Origin of the sequence: Moorella sp. E308F, from assembly GCF_006538365.1 — a bacterium.
In the GTDB taxonomy this organism is placed as follows: domain Bacteria; phylum Bacillota; class DSM-521; order Neomoorellales; family Neomoorellaceae; genus Neomoorella.
This window is the reverse complement of sequence record NZ_BJKN01000002.1, coordinates 762,063-787,859: the sequence shown is the minus strand read 5'-3', so window position 1 is coordinate 787,859 and position 25,797 is coordinate 762,063. Positions and strand designations below refer to the sequence as shown.

The following is a 25,797-nucleotide window of genomic DNA, read 5'->3' as shown; positions in this document are numbered from 1 at the left end:
CCAACATCAAACTTTAAGGTCCGCTGGTCGGCAGCTGGTCTGGTACAGAAGAGCTGGCGAATAGCAGGCCAACAATAGTGTCTTTAAACAGACATTATTGTTGGCCTTTTTATTTACCTTATGGAGGTAAATGAGATGACAGAGTGGGAACAGCATCATGTTATTGTCCTTGGACCTAATATATGCGAAACAGCATCGGACATATTTAAAAGTCCAATTTTCCACCGGATTCTGGCAAGCTTCATTGAAGATTTAGAGCAACACCAGGCACCGGAACTGGAGGCTATAAAACCTTTCCTGAGAACACCTGCTGGTAAGCAAGGTAGCGGTGCTGGTGCCAGCAACCTGTGGGATAAGGAGGCCCTTGCCGATTTACTTTTGCTTCTTACTGAATACCGGCCAGATGAAATTAGCAAACGTTATCCTGCTTTCAATTCTGTTTTGGCTAGAAAGACAATGCTATATGATTTTGCGGAAAAGCTTTACAATTATTGGCGGAAATATGCCCGTTTCCTGATTGTTGATGATGGTTGCCACCAGGCAGGAGAAACTGCCAGTGATCATCATAAGTTTATTGAACTTAATGAGCGCTTTACCAACCTGGTACTGGAAATTTACCGGAAAATCGGGGCCAATTTAATGGAAAAACTCCCCCGGGTATACCGGCAACTACCCTGCGGAGCAGGAGCAGGAATACTGGCTGATAAAATTGCCTGGGATATTCCCGGGGAAGAATACCGACAGTTGCAGGCGATACCTTTTATCCAGCTGGTAGTTATCGAACCGCCGCTGGTATATTACCCCAAACGCAATTACCGCAAGGGTATGTTTATGCCGGTGTCCCATAATCCCCTCAAGCATAGTCAATTGGAAGCCAGGGATTGGCTTTGCTATCCGGCTAAAGTAGGGGATTTGTTAACCTTTATCTATTTTCATAAACGGTATTTACCCCTGGGTCTCAGTCTCGCCAACCTGTTTGAATTAGCTGAGCCAGCTGAAATTCAAGGTCGACGACCAGAAGCCATCCTGATTTTCGGAGTTGAGCCGGAACTGTTGGGTAAGCGCCAGACAGTATACTATGAAGACCGGCAGGCGGGTATAGTATTAGGACTGATCGGGCGAACTGATGATGTTGACTACTTTGGTTATTTTAAAAAGATGGTTTTAACCCTGCATAACCTTATTGCCATTGAGCATGGTTATTTACCTGTTCATGGTGCTATGGCGCGAATTGTTTTACGGACAGGGGCTAGTGCCAACGTGGTCCTGGTCGGTGATAGCGGTGCTGGCAAATCAGAATCCCTGGAAGCCTTTCGCGTTCTGGCCACGGACTATATGCGTCGCTTAACAGTTATTTTTGATGATATGGGATCCTTAAGGATAACCCCTGAAGGAGAGGTGGTGGGCATCGGGACAGAAATTGGCGCCTTTGTCCGCCTGGATGATTTAGCCCCGGGTTTTCCCTATGCGGAGATTGACCGCAGTATCTTCATGAACCCTCATAAAAAAAACGCCCGCCTGGTAATCCCCATTACTAACTACCAGGAAGTTACCAGGGGGTATCCTGTAGATCTATTCCTGTACGCTAATAATTATGAACCGGTAGATAACAAGCATCCCCATATAGAGTTGTTTAATGACGTCGATACAGCCCTGGAGGTCTTTAGCGAGGGTGCCCGGCTTTCCAAGGGTACCACTGATGAAGAAGGTCTGGTGCATACTTATTTTGCCAACCCCTTTGGTGCCCCCCAGAAGCGGGACCAGCATGATGCTCTGGCCAGACAATATTTTAGCCAGATGCTTGCCAGGGGTGTCAAAATAGGGCAGTTACGTACCCAGTTGGGCCTGCACGGATATGAAATAAAAGGCCCGGAAGCAGCTGCTAAAGCTTTATTTGAATTTATAACTTACGGGGGTTGATGTAAATGAATTTTGCTGGCGAGTCAGTATGGGATGAAGTGCGCGGTTTTTTGAGGGATAACAGGACAGAAAAGTTACTCTTTATATTTAAGGAAATCCTGCCTGGGGAATTAAAAGCTATCAGTAGTTTTTTAAGCAATGAAGAACGCCAGGAGTTACTGAAAAATTTGCAGGGTAACCACTATAATCCTGCCGAAGATAATTATTTTCAAGAACGCATGCTGGCGGAGATGGCTGGGGAAGATATAGTAGACTAAATTAATCTCACGCTTCTGGTGAAATGGCCCGGCTATTGACGGGCCGGTTACAGTTCCTTCCCACTCCTTGACCATCAGGCAGGAAAGTACGATAATATAAATTGAGGAGTTAATGAAAAGCGGGCTGGATGAGGCCCGCTTTTATACAGGAATTGGGGGTGGGGAAACTGGATCTCGAAACCCTTGCCAGCGCCTTGACGGGGCTGGGTCAGGTACGCTTGCGTGCTGAAAAATGTATCCGCACCCTGTCGCCCTGGGCGACCTGTCAGAAGTGCCTGGAGGTCTGCCCGGTTGATGGGATTGAGCTGCAAAACGGCCGGCCCGGGTTGAAAGAGTGCCGGCGCTGCGGCCTTTGTGCCGTGGCCTGCCCTACCGGGGCCCTGGAAGATCCAGAGCAAACCCACGCCTTCATTCTCGCCCGGGGTCAGGAGATTATTGCTGCCACCGGGCAAGTAATTTTTTCCTGCACCCGGGGTCGGGAAAAGAGCCTGCCGCAAGGCTTTTTTATGGTTCCCTGCCTGGGGGCAGTGGCTCCGGAAATAATGGTCGCCCTGGCCGCAAGGGGCAAAACAGGGTTTCGCTACCGGCCCGAGGATTGCTCTGCCTGTCCCTGGGGAGAGAAGGGGCAGGAGCTTTTTAAGGCTTCCTTTGCCTGGGCACAAAGGACCCTGGCGGCCCTGGGCCTGCCACACGATCGTCTGGTGCAGGGGACTACCCTTACACCGGCTCCGGCCCCAAAGCATCGAGAAGGCCAGGCATCCCACGCAGCCCCGGCTGCCATGGGCAGGCGCGAATTTTTCCGCTCCTTGGTACGGGGGATCAAAGTGCCGGGAGTTAAAGCAGCGACACCAGCCCCGGGTCCGGGTAAGAAACAGGCAGTTTTTCCCGGGGAGAGGATGTCCATCCTCAGGGAGGCCTTACAGCGAGTACGGCCTGAAACAGGCTACCCGACGAGGGCCCGTTTACCCCTGGCCTCCCTGGAACTGGCCGGTCCCTGCTACCTCTGTAATATCTGCAGCCGCCTCTGTCCCGCCGGTGCTCTGACCCTGGGCGAAGGGGAGTTAAGGTTTATCCCGGCCCGCTGCAACCACTGCGGCCTGTGCCTGGCAGTCTGCCCCCAGCACAGCCTAACCTGGGGGGAGGATATGGCCATAGAAGCTGTGGCCGACGAGGCAACTTTTAATCTGGCTACAGCCCGCGAACACCTTTGTGCGACCTGCGGGGAAACCTTCCAGGCCAGCGCCGGGGCCACTGAGTGCCTGCGCTGTTACCTGACCCGGAACCTGCCCGGGCCAGGGTAGAAAGGATGGGAGATTTTATGGACAAGGAATTATTACTTGAGTGGCTCCAGGGGCGGGAACTGATTTACCTTTTCTTGGCCCGGCTCTACCAGGAAGGGCCAGGAAAGGAACTGTTGTCCGCCCTGGTAGAGGAGCAACTCCTCGCCGAACTACCTGCCAGTATTGATAATCCCATGCTGGCCGCAGGTTGCCGGCAGATGCAGGCCGAGTTAACGGCCCGGGCCGGTGACATGGAAGCCTACCAGCAGGAACTCCAGGAGGATTACAACCGCCTTTTCGTCGGTCCCGGTCACCTGGAGGCGCCGCCCTGGGAGTCAGTATATCGCTCCAAGGAGCATCTCCTATTTGGCGAGGAAACCCTGGCGGTAAGGGAGTTTTATCGTTCTTTTGGCCTGGAGAGTAAAAAGAAAAACCGGGAGCCGGACGACCACCTGGGCCTGGAAATGGAATTCATGGCCTGGCTCAGCCAGGCAGCGGCCGCAAAAGTCCAGGCCGGTGAAGAGGCAACTGAATTTCTGCAGGGGCAGCGGCGCTTTTTGAAGGAACATTTGGAGCAATGGGTACCGGCCTTATGTAGCGATATCCAAGGGGCTGCCCGGACTGAATTTTTCCGTGGCCTGGCTCTCTTCACCCGGGGCTGGCTGGAAGCCGATGCCGCTGAACTGGAAGCGGTACTGGAGGATTTTTGCGGGGGTGAAAAATCATGACAGTTGCCGACGGCCGGGCCATCATCACAGTTTTAGGCCAGGACAGGGTGGGAATTTTAGCGGGTATAACCGCCGTCCTGGCGGCGGCCAATGTGAATATCCTCGATATCAGCCAGACCATTTTGCAGGAATTTTTTACCATGATCATGGTTGTAGACCTGAAAGATAGTAATCTTGATTTTTTTGACCTGCAAACACAACTCAAAGCCAGGGGCGAGGAACTGGGTGTCCAGGTGACAATGCAGCAGGCGGAAGTCTTCAAATTTATGCACCGCATCTAACCGCAGCCCCCATGAGGTTAAATGATGGTAAGCCCGCAACTAAATGATAAGCCTTCTCCCATTCAAAGATGGAGGAAAACAATGCCGACTCTATTTTCATTTACCCCGGAAGAAATTTTAGAAACCATCCGCATGGTCCAGGTAGAAAACCTGGATATCAGGACCATTACCCTGGGTATCAGCCTGCGTGATTGTGCCACCGGAAGTCTTAAGGAAACCTGCCGCCGCGTATACGATAAAATAACCCGCCTGGCAGATAAACTTGTTGCTGTTGGCGAAGAAGTGGCGACTGCTTATGGCATCCCCATTGTTAATAAGCGTATAGCCGTAACCCCCATAGCCCAGGTGGGTGAACCTTCGGGAGAAAGCGACCTCACCCCTCTGGCTCGGACCCTGGACCGGGCGGCAGAAGCGGTAGGCGTGAACTTCATCGGCGGCTTTACTGCCCTGGTACATAAAGGCTTTACTAAAGGTGACCGGGCCATCTTTAATTCTCTACCGGAAGCCCTGGCCACCACGGAGCGCGTTTGCGCCTCCATCAATGTGGCCACCACCAGGGCCGGGATGAATATGGACGCCATCGCCGAGTTGGGCCAATTGATTAAAGAGACGGCGCAGCTTACGGCTGATAGGGGTGGGATCGGGTGCGCCAAACTGGTAACTTTTTGCAACGCCCCCGAAGACAATCCCTTTATGGCCGGGGCCTTCCACGGCCCTGGTGAGCCAGAGTGCGTATTGAATGTCGGCATCAGCGGTCCGGGGGTTGTCCTGGCGGCAGTACGCCAGCACCCGGAGGCCGACCTGGGTAAGCTCGCAACAATTATTAAAAATACAGCCTTTAAAGTGACCCGCATGGGAGAACTGGTGGGCCGGGAGGTTTCGGCCCGCCTGGGAGTGCCCTTCGGCATTGTCGACCTTTCCCTGGCTCCTACCAATGCCCTGGGGGACAGCGTGGCGGAAATTCTGGAAGCCATCGGACTGGAACGTTGTGGCGCCCACGGCACCACGGCCGCCCTGGCTTTACTCAATGACGCGGTCAAAAAAGGGGGGGCCATGGCTTCTTCCTACGTCGGGGGCTTAAGCGGCGCCTTTATCCCGGTGAGTGAAGATAACGGCATGATCCGGGCGGTGGAGAGCGGCGCTTTAAGCCTTGAAAAACTTGAAGCCATGACCGCCGTTTGCTCGGTGGGATTGGATATGTTCGCCGTCCCGGGTGATACGCCGGCGGAAGTTATTGCTGCCATCATTGCCGATGAAGCGGCAATCGGCATGATTAACAATAAAACCACGGCCGTCCGGGTCATACCTGTACCGGGGAAAAAGCCCGGGGATATGGTAGAATTTGGCGGCCTCCTGGGACGTGCGCCGGTAATGCGCGTCAACAACTTCAGCCCAGCGGCCATGATCCGGCGCGGCGGCCGTATCCCCGCTCCCGTCCAGGCCCTGGGGAATTAGAGGGAGACGGCCGCCCAGGTAAGTTAGAAGGAAAAAATGCTGTTGGGCTCCGGATATACCCGGAGCCCTTTGTTATTCCTCCCGGTAGGCGTAGTCAAGCAAGAACCGGACTATTTCCTGGTGGCTGAAACCCTGGGGAAAATTGCCCCACTGCTCGCCGGTCCGGGGGTCGAAGTGTTCGGCCATCAGGTAAAGGTCAGTAGCATTATCCAGGCAGACCTGTAATAGTTCATGCGCCCGCTCGTAGTTGCCGGCGTGGAGGTAATAGCGCCCCAGCCACAGGGTGGGCAGGTAAAAAGGAATAGCCGCGTGTTCAAAACGGGCGATCCCGCCCCACATATTAAGCCCGCCCCGGCCTGAAGACTCGCCCCTGGCAACAGGCGCAAGCTTTTCCATGGCGGCTACCGTCTTCTGTAAACGGGGGTGGTTGGCTGCCAGTAAACCATAAAATTCCAAGGCCAGCACGGATATATCCAGGGGAGCGTCAGGACCGTAATGCTGCAGGTAGGCTTGGCGCTCTGCCGACCAGCCGTGGATAAGGAGCTGGCGGCGGACGCGACTTGCCGCCCGGTGCCACCGGCCGGCCCACTGCAACCGCCCCATTTCGATAGATAAATGGGAGGCGGCTGTTAAACCAGCATAGCAGAGGATTTTACCATATAACCAGTGATCCTTGCGTTCGCGGATTTCCCAGATGCCGTTTTCCGGCTGGTCCCAGTAATTTTCCAGCCAGATGGCCGCCCGGCGGATGGCATCCCAGCGGGAGCGGATATATTCCCGGTCCCGGGTGGCCAGATAGTGGTTCCACAGGCCGTCCAGGACGTTACCGGCATTATCCAGCTGAATCTGGTGCATGGCAGCGTTGCCGAAGCGAATAGGTTTTTCCCCATTGGGGCCGGCTAGGTCTGCGGCGATGTATTCGGTACCACCCCTTCCTTCCACAGGTACCAGGGGCATATACCAGCCTCCGTCGGGCTGTTGTAAAGAAAGGGCGAATTCATAGAAATTGCGTGCTTCCTCATGATAGCCGGCGGCATCAAAGGCCAGGGCGGTGAAATACCCGTCTCGCAGCCAGCAATAGCGGTAGTCCCAGTTGTCGTTGCCGCCGGGTACGGCGGGAAAAGAGGTGGTCGGGGCCGCAATAATGGCGCCGGTACGCTCGTAGGTTAGGAGTTTTAAAACCATCAAGCTGCGGTAGTATGCTTCCATAACTTCCGGGTTAGTAGTATGGGGCCGCCGGGCTTTCCTCAGCCACTGGCGCCACCAGGTGAGATTTTCTTCCAGGGAGCTGTAGAAGCCCGCCGTCCAGTGCTGGCGGGCCAGGGTTAAACTGGAGCCGTAAGCCAGAACCAGCCAGAAACGATGCTTTTCACCCGGTTTTAAAGTCAGGGTGGAAGTAGGTCCCGGTGAACCGGCCATGCCAATGCAGGCTGCGCCTTCGGGACCGGAGATAAATTGAAAAGATCCCTGGAACCGGACTTTAAAAGTATGGACACTGGTAACAATGGGCCGGGCCACCCAATCTACCCTGGGCTTTAAAGTTACTGTGCCGGTATTTTCTAGAATAATTAGGCGACTCAAATGGTGGTAGCCCCATGGCATAAAGTCCAGAACAGTAACCTGCAGGCCATGGCCTTTACCAATAGTTTCCAGAACATTGCTTTCCGGTAGGTAGCGCTGGCTTACAGGCGTTATTTTGGGTTCAATGTTTAGGCGCAGGCTACCGCCACTTTCCGGGCACAGGGCGGCAGCGAAAAGGGGAAAACTGTCAAAACGTGGCACGCACAGCCAGGCAATGGAAAAGTCAGGAGCAATAAGGGCGGCTGTTTCACCATTGCCGATAAACCCGTAATATGGCCGATGTTTCAAAAGATGTCTCAACTCCCTCGCCAATCTTAGTAAAAATTTTATGTAAGTATTTGAGTAAAGTCAACTACTGGCATAATTAGCCAGCGGTTGACTTTTTACGTATAAACAGTGCTCCCAGCGGTTGATAATATAGCCGAGCGATAAAAATCCGAGGTGAGGGTAATGGCTGACAGTACCAAACAGCCGGGGCCGCCCAAGAAGCCCCTGACCCTGGCGGAACAGGTAAAGCAGCAAAAACAGACCTACGACCAGCAGGCCTACCAGCGCCTGGCCGACAGCGTTAAACCCAGGCCCAGGGTTCTTGTTAACGCCCTCAATGCCTTCTGGGTCGGGGGGATCATCTCGGCCCTGGCCCAGATCATTACCCTTATTTTTGCTTCTGCCGGTTTAAACCCCAGGGATGCTGCTTCGGCAACAGTAATAGTTATGGTTTTCCTGGGGGCCTTCCTGACCGGCCTGGGGGTATACGATGAAATTGGCAAAGTCGCCGGTGCCGGTTCTATTATCCCCATTACCGGGTTTGCCAACTCCATCGTGGCACCGGCCATGGAGTATAAACGGGAGGGTTTCGTCTTTGGCGTGGCGGCGAGGATGTTTAACATTGCCGGGCCGGTACTTGTATACGGTTTTATAGTTTCCGTCTTAATAGGCCTTATTGCTTATTTCCTGAAGTAGGAGTGACGACCCTTGAGCGCACCCAAAAGAGTAGGGCAACATACCATCCAGTTTGCCAACCCGCCGGTCATTGTTGCTACGGCAACAGTTGTTGGTCCCAAGGAAGGGGAGGGACCCCTGGGCAACACCTTTGACATGGTTATTGACGACAGCTACTTTGGTGAGGAAACGTGGGAAAAGGCCGAGCGCAAAATGCTGGAAGAAGCCGTCAAAATGGTAATCGCCAAGGCTCAGCTTAAACCCCAGGATATCGATTTCCTCCTGGCCGGAGATCTGTTAAACCAGACCATTTCCGCCAACTATGCCGCCCGGAGCCTGGGGATACCCTTCCTGGGCCTGTACGGGGCCTGCTCCACAATGTATGAGGGGATGGCCCTGGCAGCCATGCTCATTGACGGCGGTTTTGCCCACCACGTAGTGGCGGCCTGCAGCAGCCACTATGATACGGCGGAACGCCAGTACCGCTTTCCTACCGAGCAGGGCGTGCAGCGACCGCCGACGGCCCAGTGGACGGTAACCGGGGCCGGAGCCGTTTTAATGGCGCCGGCGGGCAACGGGCCCCGCGTCACCCATGCCACCATCGGCCGGGTACTGGATGTGGGGATCAAGGACCCCAATGATATGGGTTCAGCCATGGCTCCGGCGGCCGTCGATACCATTGTCCGCCACTTCCAGGATACCGGCCGTGGCCCTGTTGATTATGACCTGATTATTACCGGTGACCTGGGCCGGGTCGGGCATGATATTGCTACAAAACTCCTGGGCGAGCAAAAGTACGATGTCTCCAAGAACTACAGCGACTGCGGCATCCTAATTTATGATCACGAACGCCAGGATACCCATGCCGGCGGCAGCGGCTGTGCCTGCTCGGCGGTGGTTTTTGCCGGCCATTTAATGGGTAAACTAAATGAAGGCCGCTATAAGCGCATCCTGGGGGTCGGTACCGGGGCTCTGTTGAGCACAACGGCAACCCAGCAGGGGGAATCCATCCCCGGCATCGGCCACGGCGTGGTGATAGAAAAATTATAGGCAGAAAATGAGTAAAAAAGCCGGAGGGATTTGGGCAAGATTATGCTAAAGCCTACAGGAGGTATAACTAGTTGAGTATCGTGATGGCCTTTCTTATTGGCGGCCTCATCTGCCTGGTGGGGCAGCTCATTATGGATCTGACGCCATACAAGGTAACACCGGCCCATATCCTGGTAGGTTTTGTTACGGGTGGGGCTATTTTAAGCGCCCTGGGCCTCTATGGCCCCCTGGTGAAAATCGGTGGGGCGGGAGCTACTATCCCCATCAGCGGTTTTGGCCATAACCTGGCCCAGGGTACCCTCGAAGCCGTCCAGGCTAAAGGGCTCCTGGGCGCCTTCAGCGGTGGTATCACCGCCGGGGCTGCAGGTATTGCGGCAGCAGTAATTTTTGGTTTTACGATGGCCGTTTTATTTAATCCCCGGGGCTAGAAGGGGTGAAAACACAAACAAATGACCATCTCAGGGGATATTGTCAAAGTTGATAAAAAAGCTGATGTCAACGTCGACTGGATTAGCAAGGAGTTGGGTGTCGGCGAAAGCTTTGACGTCGTCAGGCGCAATATTACCTTTGCCGGCCGCAAAGCGACACTGTTTTATATTGACGGTCTGGTCAAAGATGATATTATGACCTATCTCCTCATCTCTTTCTCCCGGCTGGAGCGGGAGGACCTGGCCCCCGATGCTTTTTTTAAGCTTTATAAGCAGTATCTAAGCTACATTGAAGTCGAAGCCCTGGATGACCTGCATAAAGCTGTCGATAAAATTCTCTGCGGCGGCGTTGTAATGATTGTTGACGGCTTTGATAAGGTTATCTTGATAGATGTGCGGAAGTATCCCGCCCGCAATCCAGAGGAATCAGACCTGGAACGGGTAGTCCGCGGTTCCCGCGACAATTTTGTTGAAACCCTTTTATTTAATACCAACCTTTTGCGCCGCCGCATCCGTGACCCCAAACTGCGAACCGAAATCCTGCAAGTGGGCAGCCGTTCAAAAACTGACGTGGCCATAGTTTATATCAAGGATATCGCCAACCCGCGCCTGGTGGATACCATTAAAGAAAGAATTAAAGCAATTAAAATGGATGGATTGCCCATGGCGGAAAAATCCCTGGAGGAGTTTATTGGCCCGGGAAGTTTCTGGAATCCCTTCCCGCGGGTACGCTATACCGAACGGCCGGATGTGGCCGCCGCCCATCTCCTGGAGGGGCACGTCCTGGTGATGGTGGATACTTCTCCCAGCGTCATGATCCTCCCGGCAACCCTTTTCCACCATCTCCAGCACGCCGAAGAATTTCGCCAGGCCCCTCTGATTGGTACTTTTTTACGCACGGTGCGCTTCTTAGGCGTCGCTATATCCGTATTTTTACCACCACTGTGGCTTCTCGTTGTCTTAAAGCCGGAACTGCTACCTCCTGGCCTGTCATGGATCGGGCCTAAAAAATTAGGGGCTATCCCCCTGGTATGGCAATTTATCCTTGCCGAACTGGGCATTGACCTTATGCGCATGGCGGCCATTCATACCCCTACAGCCCTGGCCACGGCTTTAGGATTAATAGCCGCTGTGTTGATAGGCGATATTGCCGTGGCGGTAGGTTTTTTTAACCCGGAAGTAATTCTTTATATGGCCATTGCCGCCGTCGGTATCTTTTCGACGCCAAGCTACGAACTGGGTATGGCCAATACCCTGGTACGGATTGCCTTGTTAGCCGGCGTAGGGCTGTTCCGCCTGCCCGGTTTTGTGGCCGTGACCCTTGGGGCCTTTTTATTGCTGCTTACTACCAAATCATTCGGCCTGCCCTATCTCTGGCCCCTGATACCCTTTAACGGCAGTGCATTAAAAGATATTTTTGTGCGGCCACCGGTTCCCTTACAAAAATTACGTCCTCGTGCTCTCCACCCCCTTGACATAGACCGGCAACCCTACCCGGAACCGGCCCGCAAGCCCTTAGAGCGGGAAAAACGCATCTGGTCGCAATTTATGAAAGACGAGGATGATAACCGTGAAAAATAAAAAGTGGCGTTTGGGGGTGCCGCGCGCCCTCTTTTATTATTACTACGGCCCCTGGTGGGAAACCTTTTTTGAGGCCCTGGGAGCCGAAGTGATAGTTTCGCCACCAACTTGCAGGGAAATTATGGACCTGGGGGTAAGCCTGGCAGTAGCCGAAGCCTGCCTGCCGGTAAAGGTCTATTACGGTCACGCTGCCTGGCTGGCCTCTCGGGTAGATGCCCTTTTTGTACCCCGGCTGGTCAGTGTGGAAAAAAAGAGCTTTATCTGCCCCAAACTCATGGGCCTGCCTGACATGCTGCGGGCGGCCTTAAAGCCCTGCCCGCCCATTATCGATACTACGGTCAATCTTGCCCGCCGGCCTGAGGAAGGCCTGGCTGCGGCTGTGCAGGGAATGGCCAGGTCACTGGGGGTGAAGGGATATCGTGTCGATCTGGCAACAGCGGCAGCGGAGGCCCGTTACCACGCCTGGTTGGCCGGGCAGCAGGGAGATAGTATGGCTGCAGCTGACTGCAGAGAGGAAGAGCCGGCTTCAGGAGTTTACCGTTCTGGTTCCAGCCAGGGCAAAGAGAGCCGCGACGCTTTGCAGATAGGGGTTATTGGCCACGGTTACCTTCTCTATGACCAATACCTTGGCATGGATATCCCCGGAAAGGTGAAAAAGTTAGGAGGAAAGGTGATTTTACCCGAAAATTTAACCACTCTCCAGGTAGAAACAGCCTGCCGGCAGCTACCGAAACGCCTCTACTGGACCCTGGGGCGGAAAATCATGGGGGCGGCCCTGTACCTGATGGAACAGGAAAACGTTGCCGGCCTGATTCACCTGACGGCCTTTGGCTGCGGTCCCGATTCCCTGGTGGGCGACCTGGCCGAACGCTATGCTCGCCGCCGGGGCAAGCCCTTTTTGTTGGTGACTTTAGACGAGCATACCGGCGAGGCCGGCCTCAATACAAGGCTGGAGGCTTTCATGGATATGCTCTGCCGGAGGCGAACCGCATGAAGGTAACTTTTCCCCATATGGGCCACCTTTGGCTGGTCTTGAAGGCAGCCCTGGAAGGCATCGGCCTGGAGGTGGTGGTCCCACCGCCCTGCACCCGCCGCACCATGGAACTGGGCGTGCGCCATGCGCCGGAATCGGCCTGCCTGCCCTTAAAGGTCAACCTAGGTAATTTCCTGGAGGCAAAAGAACTGGGCGCCGATACCATCGTCATGGCCGGCGGGGTGGGGCCCTGCCGCATCGGGTATTACGCCCAGGTGCAGCGGGAGATCCTCCGGGACATCGGCTGCGACTATGAGATGGTGGTCTTTGAACCACCGGATGTTCATTTTTCTGAAGTCTGGGATAAAGTTAAATACTTGAACCGCAGGCCCTGGCAGGAGGGGGTACGCGGGGTAATCCTGGCCTGGCAAAAGGCCTGCGCTGTCGATTCCCTGGAACAGGAATTGCAACGACTGCGGCCCAGGGAAGCAAAGCCCGGTCAGGCCGATGCCGTCTTCCAGCGCGCTTTGCGGGAGCTAGACGCGGCCGGCAGCAGCGGGGAGATTAAAAGGATCGTTAAAAAAGTAAAAAGCGAAATGGCGAAAATACCCCGGCATACCAACGGCCCGGTGCTGCGGGTGGGTATTGTTGGCGAAATCTATACCGTCCTCGAACCCCTGGTTAACCTGAATATCGAAAGGCGCCTGGGGGCTCTGGGGGTAGAAGTGGTCCGGGGGCTTTTCCTCAGCCGCTGGATTAATGATAACCTGTTTAAAGGTCTCCTGCCCCTGCCCGGCCACAACCCGGAAAAAACAGCCCCGCCCTTTCTCAACCACTTTGTCGGCGGCCATGGCTGGGAATCGGTAGGGGATACAGTTACCTTTGCCCGGCAGGGTTGCAACGGCATCATTCAGCTGGCACCCCTTACCTGCATGCCGGAAATAGTCGCCCACTCCGTGATGCCGTCTGTCCAGGAGGCTAATGGCATACCCGTGATGACTATTTACCTGGATGAACAGACGGGCGAAGCCGGCCTGCAGACTCGCCTGGAAGCCTTCGTAGATATGCTCCGCTGGCAGAAGGGCGCTCCACAAGGGCACAGGTAGCGAGGGAGACAATGCCAGCCTGCGATAGAGTTAATTTTGGAGGAGTTGATAAAGAATGCTAACGATTTACCTTGGTATAGATGTTGGCTCGGTGAGCACCAACGTTGTAGCCCTGGATGAACAGGGGCAGGTACTTACCACCGTCTACCTGCGTACCCGCGGCCAGCCAATCCAGGCCATCCAGGAAGGCTTACACCAGGTTGCAGCTACTTTAGGCAGAGGTACATGCGTCGCAGGTGTCGGTACTACCGGCAGCGGCCGTTCCCTGGCAGCTGTTATGGTAGGGGCTGATGTGATCAAAAATGAAATTACCGCCCATGCCGTGGCCGCCAGCTTCTCCGTGCCCGGGGTGCAGACAGTTCTGGAGATTGGCGGCCAGGATTCTAAGATTATCATCCTCCGCCAAGGCATAGTAACGGACTTTGCCATGAATACCGTCTGCGCGGCCGGTACCGGCTCCTTCCTGGACCAGCAGGCGGCCCGCTTAGGGATCCCCATTGAAGACTTCGGTCGCCGCGCCCTGGAGGCCAAAAGTCCGGTGCGTATTGCCGGGCGCTGCGCCGTCTTTGCCGAATCCGATATGATTCACAAACAACAGCAGGGTCATCCCCTTGAGGACATCCTCGCTGGTTTATGTGAGGCTCTGGTACGTAACTACTTAAATAACGTCGGCAAAGGGAAAGAAATCCTGCCGCCTGTTGTTTTCCAGGGTGGGGTGGCGGCCAATGCTGGCATGCGCCAGGCTTTTAACCGTGCCCTGGGGACGGAGGTAATCGTCCCCGAACACTACGGTGTCATGGGAGCCTTTGGGGCCGCCCTGCTGGCCAGGGAAATGCAGCCTAAAGCAAGCACCTTTAGGGGCTTTGATCTTACCGAGCGGGAATTCCGTACCGGTGGTTTTGAGTGCCAGGGTTGCGCCAATCACTGTGAAGTGGTGGAACTGCGAGAAGGACGGCAGGTCCTGGCCCGTTGGGGCGACCGCTGCGGTAAATGGAGTAACGCCGTAGCGGTATAAAACTACGCCCCCTGGTAGAACCGCCAGGGGGCGTATGGTGCTCACTTTTCTTTGCCGGCAGCAACCTCCAGATTACCCGGGGACCAAGAGATTATACTCGTCAGGTATTCCCGGAAGGGCCCGGCCAGGTCCGGGCGGGCCAGGGCGAATTCTACGGTAGCCTGGAGAAAGCCCAATTTATCACCGATATCGTAACGCTTACCCTGGAAACGGTAGGCATAAACCCGTTGTTGCTGCGCCAGCAGGCGAAGGGCATCGGTTAGCTGGATTTCACCACCGGCCCCAGGTTTTACCCCGGCCAGGAGGGGGAAGATTTCCGGCACCAGGATATAACGGCCGATTACGGCCAGGTTAGAAGGGGCTTCTTCCGGCCGCGGCTTTTCTACCAGGTCTTTAACCTCGATGAGACGGCCGTTGATTTCCAGGGGTTCGATGACGCCGTAACGGTTGACTTCGTCCCGGGGTACTTCCTGGACAGCAATTACTGCAGACTTAACTTCATTGTAAACTTCCAGCATCTGTTCCAGGCATGAGGGGTGGTTCACGATGATGTCGTCCCCCAGCAGGACGGCAAAGGGCTCCTGGCCGATAAATTTACGGGCACAGTAAACGGCATGTCCCAACCCCAGCTGTTCCTTCTGCCTTATATAGTGGATATCGGCCAGTTCAGCCACCTTTTCCACTAGGGCCAGCAGGTCTTCTTTGTCCTTTTCCCGCAGGAGGTTCTCCAGTTCCAGGGAACGGTCAAAATGATCCTCAATGGCCCGTTTGTTTTTCCCGGTAATAATGAGGATGTCCTCTATTCCAGCATTAACGGCTTCTTCGACTATGAATTGGATGGCTGGCTTGTCAACAATTGGTAGCATTTCTTTGGGCTGGGCCTTGGTGGCCGGCAGGAAGCGGGTGCCCCATCCGGCAGCTGGAATGATGGCTTTCTGTACCGTTGACAACAAATATCACCTCGTTCTCAGGATTTTAAAATTTTTATTGTTCTCGGGTCCGGGATAGACTTGGTCTTTTATTATAAAGAGATCAGAAGCTCCAGGAACTGAACAACTTCTGCCGGGGATGGTAAAAAATAGCGGGCTTTGCTGGCAACCTCGTTACCTACGCGGATGGCCAGGCCGCCGGCGGGCAAAGCAGCGAAGGCATCTTCATCGGTCCGGTCATCGCCTAAATAGACGGGTAATGACCGGGGCCATTGCCTGGTGAAGTAGGCTACCGCCAAGCCCTTGTTTATGCCCCGGCGACGAACTTCCAGCACTTTATGACCGGAAAGCAGTTCGACATTGTTATTTAAAAAGGGCTGCATGGCCCGGCGAAACTGTTTTAAGGCTATCGCAGCTAGCTTTGGGTCAGCCAGGCGGTAATGTAGGGCTATAGCTTCACCTTTATTTTCTACAAAAACTCCAGGAATATCTGCTATTATCTGGCAGGCCAGCCTAAAAATATCTTTCCAGGGGATATCTTCTTGCCCGGAGGGCAGGAGATTGATTACCTGCCTTTCCGGTGTAGCTACCTCTGCCCCGTGCAGGCCGGCAAGATAAAGCCCTGCCACTGGCAGCAACTCCTGCAGGTCCTTTAGACCCCGGCCACTAATTATGGCCAGGTGGAAGCCTGGCCTGGATACCAGCTGCCGCAGCAAGGTCAGGAGATGAATATTGGGACGGGCCAGCTCTGGCCGGGGCGCCAGGGGTACAAGGGTGCCGTCATAGTCACACATAAGGAGCACTTCGGGGTAATCACGGACTTTAGCTGCTAGCTGAGCCGGAGACACTGGGTGTTTCCCCTTCCCGGGCCATCATGGCCTGGTGGAAACAGGTCAACCACCAGCGGATATCATGGCGGCGTACCTTTTCCTGCATCAGGCGCATTCTTTTTTCCTGCTCGGCACGGCTCATGTTCAGGGCTGTATTTAAAATCATGGCCATGCCATCAATATCGTATGGGTTGACGAGAACGGCACCCTTCAATTCCTGGGCGGCACCGGCAAAGCGGCTTAAGACCAGGACCCCGCTGCCGTCATATCGGGAAGCTACATATTCTTTAGCCACCAGGTTCAGGCCATCACGCAAAGGCGTAACCATCATGACATCGGCTGCCAGGTAATAGGCTACCAATTCTTGTCGGGGCAGGCCCCGCCAGAAGTAGTGGACGGGGCGATAACTACCTTCGCTGAAGCGGCCGTTGATCCGGCCCACGGCAGCTTCTACTTCTTCCTTTAGCTGGCGGTAGGCCGGTACGGCCGTCCTGCTGGGTACGGCAATCTGGACCAGGGCCGCCCGGCCGCGCCATTCGGGTACTTCTTCCAGCAGGCGTTCCCAGGCCAGCAGCCTTTCCAGGATACCCTTGGTATAATCCAGCCTTTCTACACTCAGGGCCAGGTGTTCAACACCAAACTGGCTGCGCAAGGCTCTAGCCCGGGCCCGGGTAGCCGGATCTAATGCCTGGCGCTGGAAGGCCTGGTAATCGACACCCATGGGCCAGGCACCGACATGGATGCGCCGCTGTTGCCAGTAGACAACATTGTGCTCAAAATCCACCCGGGCATCCAGCAGGGTGGCGACGGCATTCAGGAAATTATCGACATAAGATTGCAAATGAAAGCCCAGGACATCGGTGCCCAGGAGACCGCGCAAGAATTGGGGCGCCCAGGGAAGGGTGGCCAGGAGATCGTGGTGGGGAAAGGGGATATGCCAGAAAAAGAACTGCTTTAATTGCGGCTTGCGGTGGCGGATTTGGGCCGGTACCAGGGCCAGGTGATAGTCGTTGACCCAGACGGTATCGCCTTCCCTGGCTTCCATAAGTGCAGCATCGGCAAATTTAGCGTTGACTTTAACATATGTTTCCCATTCCAGGGAGTTATAACAACACTTTTCTAAAAAATAATGGCACAGGGGCCACAGGGCACTGTTGGTAAAACCGTGGTAATAAAGCTTTATTTCCTCGGCAGTCAGGGGAACCTCCCGGAAGGTATAGGCCGGATCGTCCTGGGGAACCGGTAAACGTACCCCGGGAGTATTGTCCTGTGGCGCATCGCGCCCGCCCCAGGCAACCCAGACACCACCCTTTTCCTTTAAGAATGGTTCTACCGCCGAGACGAGGCCGCTGATGGCCGGTACAGGTTGGATACCGCTGTCAGTGGCTTGCAAATTGTAGGCACCCCGGTTGGAAACCATAATAATTTTAGCAGCCTGTTTTTTAGCCACTTAGCATACCTCCTTTTAGCCTGTGCCTATTGTCGAGACCTACTTCACTCCTTTAAAATAAAATTAAAAATAAAATTAAACCCCGAGGGACCGGGGTATGTAAGTATCGATATATCCCCTTCCACGCTTACGAAGTTAGCTGACGGATTCGGGCTGAAGGTTAGCCCTACTCACCGGAATTAACCGGCAAGATTCACCCCGGAAAAATGGGTCCCCCGCTTACGGCTGTTGCACCGCAATTCAGCGTTCCAGGATATACAAATTAATTATATCATATTTATTATATCATACTGGTAACGAAATGCAAATATTACGTTTTATATATTGGAAATAAATTCCAAAAAACCGCTCAATCTTTCTAAAAACACACAGGAGGGTGATATATGCTGGAAACGTCCCTGGATTTACGCAATAGTCCATGTGTATTGGAACCCCGGACAGAAGTCCTAAAAGAAGGGAATATTTTCCTTATTTCCCTGCCGGATGGTTCCATTATTGACCAGGACAACAGCAGCCTGGGCCTGTATTATAATGATACCCGTTATCTAAACTGCCTGGAACTCACCGCTGGCGGGTGGCGGCCTGTTTTCCTTTCCTCCTCTGTGCGCGACAGCCATTTTACCCAGATTGAATTAACCAATCCCGTTTTTGCTCTGAGTGATGGTAAAGTAGTACCAGCCCAGTCCATCCACCTCCGCCTTTTGCGGCTGATTAAAGGGGCCCTCTACCAGCGTTTACGCTTAATCAATTTTAATCCTTTCCCCGTAAATTTAAACCTTCATTTTACCATCGGTGCTGATTTCCGGGATGTTTTTGAAGTTCGCGGCAGCCGGCGCCAGCGCCGGGGAGAATTTTTAAAAACAGAAGTTCACCACCAGGGGTTAATCCTCGCTTACCTGGGCCTGGACAACGTGATCCAGACTACGCATATTACCTTCGAACCGGCACCGACCAGTATTGTAGGCCGGCCGGGCCGGGCGGAAGTTACCTATGACCTTACCCTGCGCCCCCAAAAAAAGCTTTACCTGTACTTAAGGATTGAACCCGACGGGCAAAACATGTTCCCGGCCACGCATATCAGCGACCTTTTTGCCGCAGCCACCATAGAGCTGGCCGGTTCTTACCACCAGTGGCAAAAGGAATGCACCCAGATCTGGACGGATAACAATTTTATTAATGATATGTTCCGCACGGCCATCACCGACCTGAAGGCCCTGGAAATTGATTATCCCGGGGAGGGGAAAATTATTGCCGCCGGGATACCGTGGTATACCGCTCCTTTTGGCCGGGATTCCCTCATCACTTCCTGGCAGACCCTTATCTTAAACCCGGATCTAGCCCGCCATACCCTGCGGTTCCTGGCCCGTTACCAGGGGAAGCAGGTGGACAAATGGCGGGAAGAAAGGCCGGGAAAAATACTCCATGAGTTGCGGCGGGGCGAGATGACCCGCTGCCAGGAAGTACCCCACAGTCCATATTATGGTTCCATAGATGCCACCCTGTGGTTTATTATCCTCCTTGCTGCCGCCTACAGGTGGACTTTAGATCAGGATCTGTTACAGGAAATGGTCACCCCTTTAAGGCGCTGCCTGCACTGGTGCGTGCGTTATGGCGACTTAGATGGTGACGGTTACCTGGAATACCAGCGGGAATCGTCGGCAGGCCTGACCAACCAGGGGTGGAAAGATTCCTGGGATGCCGTAGTCGACCGTGAAGGGCGCATCCCCGAAGGACCTGTGGCCCTGGTAGAAGTCCAGGCCTATTACTACCTGGCCCTCCTTGAAGCAGCCCACTTATTTTCAGTCCTGGGGGACAAGAGAATGGCGACTGAGCTGAAGGCGCAGGCGAGCAGGTTAAAAATGCGTTTCAACCGGGATTTCTGGCTGGAAGAAGAAGGATACTTAATTTTTGCCCTGGATGGCAAAAAAAGACCTCTTACCACCCTGGTCTCCAACGGCGGCCACGCCCTTTTCACCGGCATCCTGGAACCAGAGCGGGCCCGGAAAGTGGCCCGGCGCCTGCTGGCGGGGGACTTTTATTCCGGCTGGGGTATTCGTACCATGAGTAAAAATGAAAAAGCATACAACCCCATGAGCTACCATAACGGTTCCGTCTGGCCTCACGATAATGCCATTATCGCTGCCGGCCTGCGCCGCTATCAATGCCTTGAAGAGTTATCGCGGCTGGCCGGCGGCCTTTTCGCCGCCAGCTCTTTCTTTAATTACCGGCGCTGGCCGGAACTGTTTTGTGGTTTCACCCGCCGGGGGTTGAGCGGCCCGGTGCGTTACCCCGTTGCCTGTGACCCCCAGGCTTGGGCGGTGGGCAGCCTGTTTACCTTCTTACAGAATTTACTGGGCATCGAGGTGCGGGAGAATACCCTTTATATTTCCCGGCCCTTATTAATACCCGGTACCAGTAGGGTGGTAATCAGAAATCTAGCTGTCGCCGGTAGCCGCCTGGACCTGGCCTTTGAAGAAAAGGATGGACGGATCTTTGCCCATGTTTTAAAGAAAGAGGGGGCAATTAAAGTAATCATCGAAGCCTGATGGATTTGTCCTTTCTTGACTTTCCTTTAAGCTCTATATAAAATTAAATTGTATATTTTTATCAATAAAGGGAGGCTGATGTAATATGCGCATTGCCATGTTACACTGGGCATTTCCGCCGATTATCGGGGGAGTGGAATCTCACCTTGCCCTCCTATGCCCTTACCTGGTCCAGCAGGGGCACCAGGTAAGCCTCCTGACGGCCACAGCCCCCGGAGCGCCGGAGAGAGAGAGCTGGCGGGGAGTAACCATTAAGCGTTCAACTTTACTTGATCTGAACTCTTTAACCCCGGAAACCATTGAAGCCAGAGCCGGAGAAATAAAGCATCTACTGGAAAGCTTTTTACTGGAATGCAGGCCCGACATCGTTCACGCCCATAACTTCCATTACTTTAGTTTCGTCCATGCTGCCAGCCTGCAGGAAATCTGCCGCCGGCACGGCTGGCCTCTTATCCTTACGGCTCATAATGTCTGGGAAGACGAGCTGTGGGCAAAGATGAATACTCTAGCTCAAGGGTGGGACCAGATTATAGCCGTCAGCCATTACATACGCCAGGAACTCATGGTAAATGGTTATCCCCCCGAGCGGCTGACGGTAGTTTACCACGGCACCGATACGGCTACTTTTCGGCCGCCTACCCCGGCGGAACTCCAGTCTATCTATGCTACTTATCCGGAATGGCGGGGCCGGCGCCTTATTTTTCATCCTGCCCGCATGAGCCGTGCCAAAGGCTGTGATGTGAGTATTCGCGCCCTTGACCTTGTCCGCCGGGAAATTCCCAACGTTTTACTGATTCTGGCCGGTACTACCAATACCGTCGACTGGGGCCAGAAACAACCGGGGGAAGTAGCCTGGATTCAGGAACTCATTACCAGCCTGGGCCTCGAAAAAAATGTCTTTATCCGCTTCTTCCCCTGGCAGGAAATACCGGCAGTGTATAAAGCGGCCGAGGTTTGCCTGTACCCGTCGTCTTTCCAGGAGCCCTTCGGACTGGTAATGCTGGAAGCCATGGCTACGGCCAGGCCCATAATTGTCAGCCGGGCCGGAGGTATGCCGGAGATAATCCGTCCCGGTTATAACGGCTTTTTAGTCTCCATGGGTAACTACCAGGAACTAGCCCGCTACACAACCTTCCTGCTTCGCAATCCGGAGGTAGGCACGGCCATGGGCCAGAACGGTCGTCGCCTGGCTGAAGAAGACTTTACTACGGCCGTAATGGCCCGCAACACCTTGGCGGTATACAGCCAGTTGCTGGCCCTGCCCCGGGCCAGTTAGGTCAAAAATGGGAACCGTTAGAGGTTCCCTTAATTTTTCTAGACATGGCAGGCAGCCTCGGTTAAAATGAGAATATACTGGGTGAAAGGAGTAACCGGTTTTAATGCACCTACAGGGTACCATGCAGGTAAATTCTAGAGGTAAACTTACCATCGGAGGCTGCGATGTTGTCGAGCTCGCCCGGGAGTTCGGCACCCCCCTTTACATTTTTGATGAAGACTGTATCCGTAACAACTGCCGGGAGTTTTACCGGGCCTTTGGCGTGAAGGAAGGCCTGTCCAGGGTTATCTACGCCGGCAAAGCTTTTTTGACTGCCGCTATGTGCCGGATTATCGCCAGTGAAGGCCTGGGATTAGATGTGGTTTCCGGGGGTGAACTTTACACGGCCCTCGCGGCCGGATTTCCCGTAGAAAACATTTATTTCCATGGCAACAATAAAAGCTATGCCGAAATCTGCCAGGCCCTGGAGGCCGGGATAGGGAGGTTTGTAGTCGATAATTTTGCCGAACTGGAGCTCTTAAGCCGCTTGAGCACGGAACGGGGCCAGGTAGCGCGGGTAATTTTAAGGGTGACACCGGGGATTGAAGCCCATACTCATAATTATATTCGTACCGGCCAGATCGATTCCAAGTTCGGCTTTACCCTGCCCAATGGCCAAGCCCTGGAAGCCGCCAGGCGGGTCAAAGATTTACCTGGCATTGAGTTCAAAGGTTTACACTGCCATATAGGTTCCCAGATTTTTGAGCTGGAACCCTACAACCAGGCGGCTGCCGTTATGATGGAACTGGCCGCCGCTATTAAAGAAACGACGGGTTTGATTACCTCTGAACTTGATCTGGGAGGCGGTTTTGGCATATATTATACTGCTGAGGACCATCCCCAGCCGATTAACGCCTATGCCGAAACAATCCTTACCAGGGTCAGGGAGGAAGCCCGGGCCTTAAACCTGCCTCAACCCCTGGTAATTGTTGAGCCGGGCCGCGCCATTATCGGGCCGGCGGGCAGCACTGCCTATACCGTGGGCACCATTAAAGAAATTCCCGGGGTGCGCAAGTATGTGGCCGTTGATGGCGGCATGGCCGATAACATTCGGCCCGCCCTTTATGGAGCTAAGTATGAAGCTATTCTGGCCAATAAAGCCAATCTCCCGGCCACAGAGACGGTAGCCATTACCGGTAAATGCTGCGAGTCCGGCGATATGCTTATCTGGGAAGCAAAGCTTCCCCGGGTGGAAGCCGGCGATATCCTGGTCATTTCCTGTACCGGTGCTTATGGCTACACCATGGCCAGCAATTACAACCGCCTGGGCCGGCCAGCCGCCGTCTTGGTCCGCGAAGGAAACGCTGACCTGATTTTAAAGCGGGAAGATTACAACGATCTGCTTCGCAATGACGTCGTTCCGGCACGGCTGATTTGTACAAGATAAATTCCCTGGCAAACGATGATCTCCTACCAGAAATTTTTCCGCCGCAACCAGCTGCGCATCCTGTTCCAGGCCAGAAAAATAGCCTCTGTTAAAGGCCAGCGGGTTTACCTGGTAGGTGGGACGGTCCGGGACCTGCTCCTGAGCCGGCCCGAGGTCGACCTGGACCTGGCAGTGGAGGGCGACGGCCTTCTCTTTGCCCGGGAACTGGCCCGGCAGTTAGGCGGGCGCGCAGTTTTTCACGAGCGTTTCCTGACGGCTACCGTCTACTGGAGCGGCGAACGGGTGGACGTAGTCACCACCCGCCGGGAATATTATCCCCGGCCTGGAGCCCTGCCCGAAGTGGAGGCGGCGACCCTTGAGGCCGACCTGGCCCGGCGGGATTTTAGCGTCAATGCCATGGCTCTTCCTTTAATGGCCCGCGACTTGGGGGAAATCCTGGATCCTTTCGGCGGGCGGGAAGACCTGGCCCGGCAAATCTTAAAGGTGCTGCACCGGGACAGCTTTCGTGATGACCCCACCCGCCTTTTAAGGGGGGTGCGTTTCGCCACCCGTTTGAAATTTAACCTGGAAGAAGAGACCTGCTCTTTAGCAAGGGAGGCCCTGGCAGGAGGTTACCTGAACCTTATAGAACCGGAGCGTTTCTGGCAGGAATTTATCCTTTTACTCAAAGAACGGCGGCCAGTAGCGGCCTGGGAAAGTTTAATCGACCTGGGCTGGCGGGGTTTACCTGGAGGCGGATTGCCCGATGTGGCCGCCGGCCGGCGGGCGGAAAAACTCCTCTGCCAGTGGAAATGGCGGGGCCAGCGACCCATAGATGCCAGCCTGGTTTATTTTTTAATCGCCACGGCAAAATTAAGGGCAACAGAACTGGATGAGGTCCTGGATAGTTTGAATTTTGGCCGCAAAAAGCGCAGTAAGATTTATGCCGCCAGGGATTTGTTACCGGAACTGGCTCCCTGCCTGGCGCGAAGTTTCCTGCCCGAATACATGGCGGCAGGCCCCCGCATGGCCCCGGAAGCACTGATTTTTATCCTGGCCATGGCTGGGTGGAGCCGGCTACCAGCGCGGGTATCACCCTGATGGAAAGGAGACGGTCATGCACCTGCAAAGTTTACCCCAGCTGATCTTAGGCATCCCGGCCATTTTAATTGCCCTGACCTTTCATGAGTATGCCCACGGCAAGATGGCCTACATCCTGGGCGACCCGACGGCCAGGAACCAGGGACGGTTAACCTTAAACCCCCTGGCCCACCTGGACATCCTGGGAACCCTGCTCCTTATTGTGGCCGGTTTTGGCTGGGCTAAACCGGTGCAAATCAACCCCTATTACTTCCAGATGGACCGGCGTAAAGGGATGATGCTGGTGGGCCTGGCCGGGCCCGCCATGAACCTGGTGCTGGCCTACCTGGCGGCAGTTGTCCTGCAGGTCTTTCTCAGGTTTGATGTAGGCGGCTACTGGCTGGCTACTTTTTTAAACCTCCTGGTTGGTTATAACGTGGTCCTGGCTGTTTTTAACCTTATCCCCGTACCGCCCCTGGACGGTTCCCGCGTCCTGGCCGGCATCTTACCCCCGGAAGGAGCGGCGGCAGTTTACCAGTTAGAAAGCTACGGTACCTTGCTTTTACTGCTCCTTATTGCTACTGGAATTATCGGCCGCATCATGGGTCCTCTGGTTACCCTGGTACTCGATTTGATTATTACGGCCAGCGGCCTGGCATTTATATAAGTAGAGGAGTGTTTCATAGAATGCGTATTTTGAGCGGCATGCGACCCACGGGGCGGCTGCATATCGGCCACCTGAGCGTGCTGGAAAATTGGGTGCGCCTGCAGGAAGAAAACGAATGCTTTTACTTTATTTCCGACTGGCACGCCCTGACTACAGGTTATGACAATACCGCAGAGCTGCAGGAGAATATCCGCGCCATGCTCCTTGACTGGTTGGGCGCCGGATTAGACCCCGAGCGCAGCACCATCTTCGTCCAGTCCCATGTCAAGGAACATGCCGAGCTCCATCTGCTCTTTTCCATGTTCACCCCCTTGTCCTGGCTGGAACGCGTCCCCACCTACAAGGATCAGATCCAGCAGCTGGGTAAAGAGGGTAAGGACGTGTCAACCTATGGTTTTTTGGGCTATCCCCTCCTGATGGCCGCTGATATCCTTATCTACCTGGCCGACGGCGTCCCGGTGGGCGAAGACCAGTTGCCCCATCTGGAGTTCTGCCGGGAAGTGGCGCGCCGGTTTAACTACCTGTATAAAACTTCCCTTTTCCCCGAGCCCCAGGCCCTGTTAGCTAAAGTCGCCATGTTACCCGGCATTGACGGCCGCAAGATGAGTAAAAGCTATCACAATGACATTCCCATGTCGGCTGCACCGGAAGAGGTGTGGGAAAGGGTCCGGCTTATGGTTACCGACCCGGCCCGGATTCACAAAACCGATCCCGGGCACCCGGAAGTATGCCTGGTCCACCGCTACCACGAGATTTATAATGGTGAAGAAATTGAAGAGACGCGGGTCAGCTGCCGGGGCGGCCGCATTGGCTGTGTCCCCTGCAAAAAACGCCTGGCGGAAAAAATAAACGCCTTCCTGGAACCAGTCCGGGAGCGCCGGGCCCGTTGGGCGGCGCGGCCGGAGCTGGTTGATGAGATCCTGGCAGCCGGAGCCGCAAAAGCCAGGGCCACGGCGGGCCGGACTATGGCCATGGTCCGGGAGGCCATGGGAGTGTAACTTAAATGGGGTGGGGCGC

General features: G+C 54.6%; 23 protein-coding genes and 1 riboswitch. Of the genes, 19 read left to right on the top strand and 4 right to left on the bottom strand.

Annotated elements, in window-relative coordinates:
• Window positions 1–135: 135 nt before the first annotated feature.
• The 6 genes from E308F_RS10405 to E308F_RS10380 all read left to right on the top strand — a co-directional run bounded on the left by E308F_RS10405 (window position 136) and on the right by E308F_RS10380 (window position 5,921).
• Entirely contained in the window at window positions 136–1,920 is a 1,785-nt protein-coding gene (locus tag E308F_RS10405) for a phosphoenolpyruvate carboxykinase (RefSeq protein ID WP_141264844.1), read from the top strand.
• Between the two features lie 5 nt (window positions 1,921–1,925).
• The gene (locus E308F_RS10400; RefSeq protein ID WP_141264843.1) at window positions 1,926–2,177 is read left to right on the top strand and encodes a hypothetical protein; all 252 of its coding nucleotides are present in this window, start codon (window positions 1,926–1,928) and stop codon (window positions 2,175–2,177) included.
• A gap of 158 nt (window positions 2,178–2,335) precedes the next feature.
• Window positions 2,336–3,478 (top strand): DUF362 domain-containing protein, encoded by a 1,143-nt coding sequence (locus E308F_RS10395; RefSeq protein ID WP_141265243.1) that lies wholly within the window; start codon window positions 2,336–2,338, stop codon window positions 3,476–3,478.
• Window positions 3,433–4,185, top strand: coding sequence for a TorD/DmsD family molecular chaperone (locus E308F_RS10390; protein WP_253256484.1), 753 nt, complete (start codon window positions 3,433–3,435; stop codon window positions 4,183–4,185). The genes E308F_RS10395 and E308F_RS10390 overlap by 46 nt, the downstream gene beginning before the upstream one ends.
• On the top strand, window positions 4,182–4,466 hold the full coding sequence (locus E308F_RS10385) for an ACT domain-containing protein (protein WP_141264842.1): 285 nt from the start codon (window positions 4,182–4,184) through the stop codon (window positions 4,464–4,466). Before E308F_RS10390 ends, E308F_RS10385 begins: the two co-directional genes overlap by 4 nt.
• Before the next feature lie 81 nt (window positions 4,467–4,547).
• The gene (locus E308F_RS10380; RefSeq protein ID WP_141264841.1) at window positions 4,548–5,921 is read left to right on the top strand and encodes a PFL family protein; all 1,374 of its coding nucleotides are present in this window, start codon (window positions 4,548–4,550) and stop codon (window positions 5,919–5,921) included.
• Between the two features lie 72 nt (window positions 5,922–5,993).
• Here the strand turns inward: E308F_RS10380 and E308F_RS10375 are convergent, their stop codons facing one another.
• The gene (locus E308F_RS10375) at window positions 5,994–7,790 is read right to left on the bottom strand and encodes a glycoside hydrolase family 15 protein (protein ID WP_172613894.1); all 1,797 of its coding nucleotides are present in this window, start codon (window positions 7,788–7,790) and stop codon (window positions 5,994–5,996) included.
• A gap of 162 nt (window positions 7,791–7,952) precedes the next feature.
• Here E308F_RS10375 and spoVAC point away from each other — a divergent pair, with 162 nt between their 5' ends.
• The 7 genes from spoVAC to E308F_RS10340 all read left to right on the top strand — a co-directional run bounded on the left by spoVAC (window position 7,953) and on the right by E308F_RS10340 (window position 14,597).
• Window positions 7,953–8,465: a stage V sporulation protein AC gene (spoVAC, locus tag E308F_RS10370; protein ID WP_141264839.1), complete on the top strand. Its 513-nt coding sequence runs from the start codon at window positions 7,953–7,955 to the stop codon at window positions 8,463–8,465.
• 12 nt (window positions 8,466–8,477) lie between these two features.
• On the top strand, window positions 8,478–9,494 hold the full coding sequence (gene spoVAD, locus E308F_RS10365; protein ID WP_141264838.1) for a stage V sporulation protein AD: 1,017 nt from the start codon (window positions 8,478–8,480) through the stop codon (window positions 9,492–9,494).
• Between the two features lie 83 nt (window positions 9,495–9,577).
• Entirely contained in the window at window positions 9,578–9,922 is a 345-nt protein-coding gene (spoVAE, locus tag E308F_RS10360) for a stage V sporulation protein AE (RefSeq protein ID WP_062282404.1), read from the top strand.
• A gap of 21 nt (window positions 9,923–9,943) precedes the next feature.
• The gene (locus E308F_RS10355) at window positions 9,944–11,503 is read left to right on the top strand and encodes a spore germination protein (protein WP_141264836.1); all 1,560 of its coding nucleotides are present in this window, start codon (window positions 9,944–9,946) and stop codon (window positions 11,501–11,503) included.
• Window positions 11,493–12,497, top strand: a complete 1,005-nt coding sequence (locus tag E308F_RS10350) for an acyl-CoA dehydratase activase-related protein (RefSeq protein ID WP_172613893.1) — start codon at window positions 11,493–11,495, stop codon at window positions 12,495–12,497. Before E308F_RS10355 ends, E308F_RS10350 begins: the two co-directional genes overlap by 11 nt.
• Window positions 12,494–13,582, top strand: coding sequence for an acyl-CoA dehydratase activase-related protein (locus E308F_RS10345; RefSeq protein ID WP_141264835.1), 1,089 nt, complete (start codon window positions 12,494–12,496; stop codon window positions 13,580–13,582). Before E308F_RS10350 ends, E308F_RS10345 begins: the two co-directional genes overlap by 4 nt.
• Before the next feature lie 55 nt (window positions 13,583–13,637).
• A complete protein-coding gene (locus E308F_RS10340) occupies window positions 13,638–14,597 on the top strand; it encodes an acyl-CoA dehydratase activase (RefSeq protein ID WP_141264834.1) in 960 nt (319 codons plus the stop codon).
• Between the two features lie 41 nt (window positions 14,598–14,638).
• Here the strand turns inward: E308F_RS10340 and galU are convergent, their stop codons facing one another.
• The 3 genes from galU to E308F_RS10325 form a co-directional block, all read right to left on the bottom strand.
• Window positions 14,639–15,547, bottom strand: a complete 909-nt coding sequence (gene galU, locus E308F_RS10335) for a UTP--glucose-1-phosphate uridylyltransferase GalU (protein ID WP_172613608.1) — start codon at window positions 15,545–15,547, stop codon at window positions 14,639–14,641.
• 71 nt (window positions 15,548–15,618) lie between these two features.
• A complete protein-coding gene (otsB, locus tag E308F_RS10330) occupies window positions 15,619–16,374 on the bottom strand; it encodes a trehalose-phosphatase (RefSeq protein ID WP_141264832.1) in 756 nt (251 codons plus the stop codon).
• The gene (locus tag E308F_RS10325; RefSeq protein ID WP_141264831.1) at window positions 16,349–17,806 is read right to left on the bottom strand and encodes an alpha,alpha-trehalose-phosphate synthase (UDP-forming); all 1,458 of its coding nucleotides are present in this window, start codon (window positions 17,804–17,806) and stop codon (window positions 16,349–16,351) included. Before E308F_RS10325 ends, otsB begins: the two co-directional genes overlap by 26 nt.
• A 109-nt stretch (window positions 17,807–17,915) precedes the next feature.
• A riboswitch (cyclic di-AMP (ydaO/yuaA leader) is annotated at window positions 17,916–18,062 on the bottom strand.
• A gap of 127 nt (window positions 18,063–18,189) precedes the next feature.
• Here E308F_RS10325 and E308F_RS10320 point away from each other — a divergent pair.
• The 6 genes from E308F_RS10320 to trpS all read left to right on the top strand — a co-directional run bounded on the left by E308F_RS10320 (window position 18,190) and on the right by trpS (window position 25,778).
• Complete coding sequence (locus tag E308F_RS10320) at window positions 18,190–20,352, top strand: amylo-alpha-1,6-glucosidase (RefSeq protein ID WP_141264830.1); 2,163 nt, start codon at window positions 18,190–18,192, stop codon at window positions 20,350–20,352.
• Window positions 20,353–20,437: 85 nt separating this feature from the next.
• Window positions 20,438–21,628 (top strand): glycosyltransferase family 4 protein, encoded by a 1,191-nt coding sequence (locus E308F_RS10315; RefSeq protein ID WP_141264829.1) that lies wholly within the window; start codon window positions 20,438–20,440, stop codon window positions 21,626–21,628.
• 103 nt (window positions 21,629–21,731) lie between these two features.
• Entirely contained in the window at window positions 21,732–23,054 is a 1,323-nt protein-coding gene (gene lysA, locus E308F_RS10310; RefSeq protein WP_172613892.1) for a diaminopimelate decarboxylase, read from the top strand.
• Between the two features lie 15 nt (window positions 23,055–23,069).
• The gene (locus E308F_RS10305) at window positions 23,070–24,134 is read left to right on the top strand and encodes a CCA tRNA nucleotidyltransferase (RefSeq protein ID WP_172613891.1); all 1,065 of its coding nucleotides are present in this window, start codon (window positions 23,070–23,072) and stop codon (window positions 24,132–24,134) included.
• A 16-nt stretch (window positions 24,135–24,150) separates the two neighbouring features.
• Window positions 24,151–24,780 (top strand): site-2 protease family protein, encoded by a 630-nt coding sequence (locus E308F_RS10300; protein WP_141264828.1) that lies wholly within the window; start codon window positions 24,151–24,153, stop codon window positions 24,778–24,780.
• 20 nt (window positions 24,781–24,800) lie between these two features.
• Window positions 24,801–25,778, top strand: a complete 978-nt coding sequence (gene trpS / locus E308F_RS10295) for a tryptophan--tRNA ligase (protein WP_141264827.1) — start codon at window positions 24,801–24,803, stop codon at window positions 25,776–25,778.
• Window positions 25,779–25,797 lie beyond the last annotated feature (19 nt).

Coding starts and splice junctions, on each gene's coding strand:
- E308F_RS10405 (WP_141264844.1), top strand. CDS start 136: ATGACAGAGTGGGAACAGCATCATGTTATTGTCCTTGGACCTAATATA.
- E308F_RS10400 (WP_141264843.1), top strand. CDS start 1,926: ATGAATTTTGCTGGCGAGTCAGTATGGGATGAAGTGCGCGGTTTTTTG.
- E308F_RS10385 (WP_141264842.1), top strand. CDS start 4,182: ATGACAGTTGCCGACGGCCGGGCCATCATCACAGTTTTAGGCCAGGAC.
- E308F_RS10380 (WP_141264841.1), top strand. CDS start 4,548: ATGCCGACTCTATTTTCATTTACCCCGGAAGAAATTTTAGAAACCATC.
- spoVAC (WP_141264839.1), top strand. CDS start 7,953: ATGGCTGACAGTACCAAACAGCCGGGGCCGCCCAAGAAGCCCCTGACC.
- spoVAE (WP_062282404.1), top strand. CDS start 9,578: ATGGCCTTTCTTATTGGCGGCCTCATCTGCCTGGTGGGGCAGCTCATT.
- E308F_RS10355 (WP_141264836.1), top strand. CDS start 9,944: ATGACCATCTCAGGGGATATTGTCAAAGTTGATAAAAAAGCTGATGTC.
- E308F_RS10345 (WP_141264835.1), top strand. CDS start 12,494: ATGAAGGTAACTTTTCCCCATATGGGCCACCTTTGGCTGGTCTTGAAG.
- E308F_RS10340 (WP_141264834.1), top strand. CDS start 13,638: ATGCTAACGATTTACCTTGGTATAGATGTTGGCTCGGTGAGCACCAAC.
- E308F_RS10320 (WP_141264830.1), top strand. CDS start 18,190: ATGCTGGAAACGTCCCTGGATTTACGCAATAGTCCATGTGTATTGGAA.
- E308F_RS10315 (WP_141264829.1), top strand. CDS start 20,438: ATGCGCATTGCCATGTTACACTGGGCATTTCCGCCGATTATCGGGGGA.
- lysA (WP_172613892.1), top strand. CDS start 21,732: ATGCACCTACAGGGTACCATGCAGGTAAATTCTAGAGGTAAACTTACC.
- E308F_RS10305 (WP_172613891.1), top strand. CDS start 23,070: ATGATCTCCTACCAGAAATTTTTCCGCCGCAACCAGCTGCGCATCCTG.
- E308F_RS10300 (WP_141264828.1), top strand. CDS start 24,151: ATGCACCTGCAAAGTTTACCCCAGCTGATCTTAGGCATCCCGGCCATT.
- trpS (WP_141264827.1), top strand. CDS start 24,801: ATGCGTATTTTGAGCGGCATGCGACCCACGGGGCGGCTGCATATCGGC.